The 5,434-nt window shown below is 51.9% G+C and carries 2 tRNA genes and 3 rRNA genes; all 5 read left to right on the top strand.

Annotation, left to right across the window (positions count from 1 at the left end):
- The first annotated feature begins 231 nt into the window (after positions 1–231).
- The 5 genes from BGE01nite_RS28550 to rrf all read left to right on the top strand — a co-directional run bounded on the left by BGE01nite_RS28550 (position 232) and on the right by rrf (position 5,419).
- Positions 232–1,778: ribosomal RNA gene (locus BGE01nite_RS28550) — 16S ribosomal RNA — on the top strand.
- A 174-nt stretch (positions 1,779–1,952) separates the two neighbouring features.
- Positions 1,953–2,028 (top strand) — tRNA-Ala (locus BGE01nite_RS28545).
- A 35-nt stretch (positions 2,029–2,063) separates the two neighbouring features.
- A tRNA-Ile gene (locus BGE01nite_RS28540) sits at positions 2,064–2,140 on the top strand.
- Between the two features lie 184 nt (positions 2,141–2,324).
- Positions 2,325–5,171: ribosomal RNA gene (locus BGE01nite_RS28535) — 23S ribosomal RNA — on the top strand.
- 132 nt (positions 5,172–5,303) lie between these two features.
- Positions 5,304–5,419 (top strand): 5S ribosomal RNA (gene rrf / locus BGE01nite_RS28530).
- The 16S, 23S and 5S rRNA genes sit together here with 2 tRNA genes alongside, the layout of an rRNA operon.
- Positions 5,420–5,434: the final 15 nt, after the last annotated feature.

Below are 5,434 nucleotides of genomic sequence, written 5' to 3'. Positions count from 1 at the left end.
TCCGCCAGCGAAAAACGGCGGCTGACAAAGCCAAGTGAAACACGAGAGTGGAGCGCTTCGAGTGAAGGCAGAATGGATCTTTCAGAGAACAGGTTAGCGGTTGAGAAATCGACTGAATAACCGAGAAAAACGAAAAGCTAAATTGTGCGCTGCGCGTGAAGAATGCGCAGCACATTCAGGAAACTGGATGTGGATAATTTAGCTGGCATTTAAAAATGCCAGCACCAATATTTTTTGGAGAGTTTGATTCTGGCTCAGAACGAACGCTGGCGGCGTGGATAAGACATGCAAGTCGAACGGGATCATTGAAGTAGCAATATGACAATGGTTCAGTGGCGAACGGGTGCGTAACACGTGGATACATTCCGGGAAGCGGGGGATAGCCCAGGGAAACTTGGATTAATACCGCATGTGATCGAAAGATCAAAGACGGGGACCGCAAGGCCTGTCACTTCCCGATTGGTCCGCGGCCTATCAGCTAGTTGGCGGGGTAAAAGCCCACCAAGGCGACGACGGGTAGCTGGTCTGAGAGGACGACCAGCCACACTGGAACTGAGACACGGTCCAGACACCTACGGGTGGCAGCAGTCGAGAATCTTTCACAATGGGGGCAACCCTGATGGAGCGACGCCGCGTGGAGGATAAGGTCTTCGGATTGTAAACTCCTGTCATGTGTGAACAAGGCAGCCGGGCTAATAACCTGTGCTGATTGATGGTAACACAAGAGGAAGAGACGGCTAACTCTGTGCCAGCAGCCGCGGTAATACAGAGGTCTCAAGCGTTGTTCGGAATCACTGGGCGTAAAGGGTGCGTAGGTGGCGTGGTAAGTCAGATGTGAAAGCCCGGGGCTCAACCTCGGAATTGCATCCGATACTGCCGTGCTTGAGTACTGGAGAGGTGACTAGAATTCTAGGTGTAGCAGTGAAATGCGTAGATATCTAGAGGAATACCAAAGGCGTAGGCAGGTCACTGGACAGTTACTGACACTGAGGCACGAAGGCCAGGGGAGCAAACGGGATTAGATACCCCGGTAGTCCTGGCAGTAAACGGTGCACACTTGGTGTGGGAGGATTCGACCCCTCCTGTGCCGGAGCTAACGCGTTAAGTGTGCCGCCTGGGAAGTACGGTCGCAAGATTAAAACTCAAAGAAATTGACGGGGACCCGCACAAGCGGTGGAGTATGTGGCTTAATTCGATGCAACGCGAAGAACCTTACCTGGTCTTGACATGCATCTTGTCGCTAGTGAAAGCTAGCTAGGGTAGCAATACCCGATTTGCACAGGTGCTGCATGGCTGTCGTCAGCTCGTGTCGTGAGATGTTGGGTTAAGTCCCGCAACGAGCGCAACCCCTGTGAATTGTTGCCACCCGGTTTACCGGCGCACTCGATTCAGACTGCCTCGATCAACGAGGAGGAAGGTGGGGATGACGTCAAGTCCGTATGGCCCTTACGACCAGGGCTGCACACGTACTACAATGCTCAGCACAATGTGATCCGATACCGCGAGGTGGAGGAAATCCTCAAAACTGAGCTCAGTTCAGATTGGAGTCTGCAACTCGACTCCATGAAGTTGGAATCGCTAGTAATGGTGCATCAGCTACGGCACCGTGAATACGTTCCCGGGTCTTGTACACACCGCCCGTCACATCATGGGAGCTGGTTTCGCCCGAAGTGCATGCGCCAACCGCAAGGAGGCAGTGCCCTAAGGCAAGACTGGTGACTGGGATGAAGTCGTAACAAGGTAGCCGTAGGGGAACCTGCGGCTGGATCACCTCCTTTCTATGGAGTATTGTCCACTGGCCCTCACGGCCAATCAATGGACAAGGTCGACACCTCGATGGTTGTTAATTCAACTTTCAGGTGTGTGAACCGCGAAAGCGCTCACAACCTTTTTTGTGTCATTTGAACACGCAGCGCGCAATTTAGCTTTTGTTTTTCTCAATTCCCATGAGCGGGGGTATAGCTCAGTTGGTAGAGCGCTAGCTTTGCAAGCTTGATGTCAGGAGTTCGAGTCTCCTTACCTCCACCAACGGCTCCGCAAGGAGTGAGCAGTGCTTTATTTTAGGGCATGTAGCTCAGTTGGTTAGAGCACCGCCTTGATAAGGCGGGGGTCACTGGTTCGAGTCCAGTCCTGCCCACCATGCTCCAGCTCATAATGGATGATGTTCTTTGATATTCCGAGGTTCTTTGACAACTGCATACAGATAAGAAAAACAATTTTACGTAGAGCCAAAAGTTGAGACCAAATAAAAATGGTTTCCAACAAACAAGTGCTTTGGTTCAATTTCGGTGCTCGCAAGAGCATCACCCGAAATGGATCAAGCAATGCAAGATATATAGGGTATGTAGTGGATGCCTTGGCACTGGCAGGCGATGAAGGACGTGGTAAGCTGCGATAAGTCTCGGATAGCCGCAAACAGGCTTTGACCCGGGAATTTCCGAATGGGATAACCTGATGTAATTCATTTTACATCGTTCCGCTCTGAACAAAATAGGAGCGGAGACGCTAAACCACCTGAAGTGAAACATCTCAGTAAGGTGAGGAAAAGAAAGCGAAAGCGATTCCGTCAGTAGTGGCGAACGAAAGCGGAACAGCCCAAACCGGAGGATTTATCTTCCGGGGTTGTAGGGGCCCGACATGGCAGTTGAAGAGTTAGGTGAAGCGTATGGAAAGGCGCTCCACAGAGGGTGAGAGACCCGTAACCGAAAACTCAACAACGCCTAGGGATTCCCTGAGTAATACGATACACGTGAAACTTCGTATGAATCTGTGCCGACCACGGCATAAGGCTAAATACTCGCCAGTGACCGACAGTGAACAAGTACCGCGAGGGAAAGGTGAAAAGATCCGCCGTGAGCGAAGTGAAATAGTACCTGAAACCACATACCTACAAGGTGTCAGAGCCGGCTTGTCCGGTGATGGCGTGCCTTTTGCAAAATGAGTCTGCGAGTCAGTCTGTGTAGCAAGCCTAAGCCCTTCTGGGGTGGAGGCGGAGCGAAAGCAAGTCCGAATAGGGCGCTAAGTTGCACGGGCTGAACCCGAAGCGGTGGTGATCTACCCATGGCCAGGTCGAAGCGTCTGTAATAGGACGTGGAGGACCGAACTGGTGGACCTTGAGACGTCCTCGGATGAGCTGTGGGTAGGGGTGAAAGGCTAATCAAACCCCGTAATAGCTGGTTCTCCCCGAAATGTATTTAGGTGCAGCGTCATGCGCTTATCGAGGGGGGTAGAGCACTGAATGAGCTAGGGGGCACACCCGCCTACCAAACTCAATCAAACTCCGAATACCCTCGAACGAAGCATGGCAGTAAGACAGTGGGGGATAAGCTTCATTGTCGAAAGGGAAACAGCCCAGCTCAGCAGCTAAGGTGCCTAAATAACGCTCAGTGGAAAGGAAGTGAGATTTCTTTGACAGTGAGGATGTTGGCTTAGAAGCAGCCACCATTTAAACAGTGCGTAATAGCTGACTCATCGAGAGATCTCGCGCCGAAAATGATTGGCGATAAGCGTTATACCGAAGCTCTGGACTATACTGTCCAAGGGCAGTATTTTGGTAGGGGAGCGTTCTGTGAGCGTCGAAGCGGGAAGGTGACTGACCGTGGAGTTCACAGAAGTGAGGATGCAGACATAAGTAACGTTAAGACGTGTGAAATCCACGTCCGCCGTAAACCCAAGGTTTCCTGGGCAACGACCTTCGTCCCAGGGTTAGTCGGGAGCTAAGTCCAGGCCAGATGGCGTAGGCGATGCACAGCAGGTTAATATTCCTGCACCGGTGATGGTTAAAGTACAGGTTCTCGGAACTTGAGAGAGCATGCCGATTGAAAGTGGCAGAAAGGTGCGGAGCGATCCAATCCTGGTCTCTTGATCTGACCGACTAGAAAAGCCTGTGCCCCTTTCCATGGCCGCCCGTACCGCAAACCGACACAGGTGGGTGAGTAGAATATACTAAGGCGTAAGAGTGAAACCTCGTTAAGGAACTCTGCAATCTAGTCCCGTAACTTCGGAAGAAGGGATGCCCAAATTTATTTGGGTCGCAGTGAAAGGGAGCAACCGACTGTTTATCAAAAACACAGCATTGTGCCAAGACGAAAGTCCAAGTATACGATGTGACACGTGACCAATGCGGAAAGATTAAGGCAAGGGGTTAGCCGCAAGGCGAAGCTCTGAACCCAAGTCCCCGTGAATGTCGGCCGTAACTATAACGGTCCTAAGGTAGCGAAATTCCTTGTCGGGTAAGTTCCGACCTGCACGAATCGTGTAACGAGTTGCTCGCTGTCTCAACGAGGGGCTCAGTGAAATTGTAATAGCAGTGAAGATGCTGCTTACCCGCAGAAGGACGGAAAGACCCTATGCACCTTAACTGTAAGCTGTCACTGGTCGTTTGGTTTCCATGCTTAGCGTAAGTGGGACACTTTGAAGCGATACTTTCGGGTATCGTGGAGTGGACGATGAAACACCACCCTTGGGTATTGAACGATCTAACCGCGACCCCTCATCGGGGCGTGGGACCATGTCAGCCGGTCAGTTTTACTGGGGCGGTATCCTCCCAAAGAGTAACGGAGGAGCGCGAAGGTTGGCTCAGCGCGGTTGGCAATCGCGTGACGAGTGTATTGGCATAAGCCAGCCTAACTGTGAGACTGACAAGTCGAACAGATACGAAAGTAGGCCAAAGTGATCCGGCGGTTTAAAGTGGAATTGCCGTCGCTTAACGGACAAAAGGTACGCTAGGGATAACAGGCTGATCTTGCCCAAGAGTTCATATCGACGGCAAGGTTTGGCACCTCGATGTCGGCTCATCGCATCCTGGGGCTGGAGAAGGTCCCAAGGGTCCGGCTGTTCGCCGGTTAAAGCGGTACGCGAGCTGGGTTCAGAACGTCGCGAGACAGTTCGGTCCTCTATCCTCTGTGGGCGCAGGAAAGTTGAAGGGTTCAATTCCTAGTACGAGAGGACCGGAATTGACGCACCTCTGGTGTTCCAGTTGTTCTGTCAAGAGCATCGCTGGGCAGCTATGTGCGGAAGAGATAAGCGCTGAAAGCATCTAAGCGCCAAGCTCCTCCTGAGATAAACTTTCCCTGAAGGATCGTGGAAGACTACCACGTCGATAGGCCTCCGGTGCAAGCACAGTAATGTGTTCAGCTGAGGGGTACTAATCATCCGTTTGTCTTGCATTGACCCATTTCAATCAATGCCAAGCACGTTGACGAAGCTTGTGTAATTTGTTTTTCATCTGTATGCAGTTGTCAGAGAACCTCTGAAACCACCCCCCACCCCCAGACATCTGGGCGGGCTTCACCGCCCAGCCGTCTGGTGGTCATGGCACAGTGGCACCACCCGTTCCCATTCCGAACACGGAAGTGAAACGCTGTTGCGCCGATGATAGTATGACGACAGGTCATGCGAAAGTAGGACACCGCCAGTTTATAAACCCCTCTCC

It is taken from the genome of Prosthecobacter gellanilyticus (assembly GCF_007992435.1).
GTDB lineage: Bacteria > Verrucomicrobiota > Verrucomicrobiia > Verrucomicrobiales > Verrucomicrobiaceae > Prosthecobacter > Prosthecobacter gellanilyticus.
Note: the sequence above shows the minus strand (reverse complement) of the source record. Positions and strands in the feature narration are given on the sequence as shown.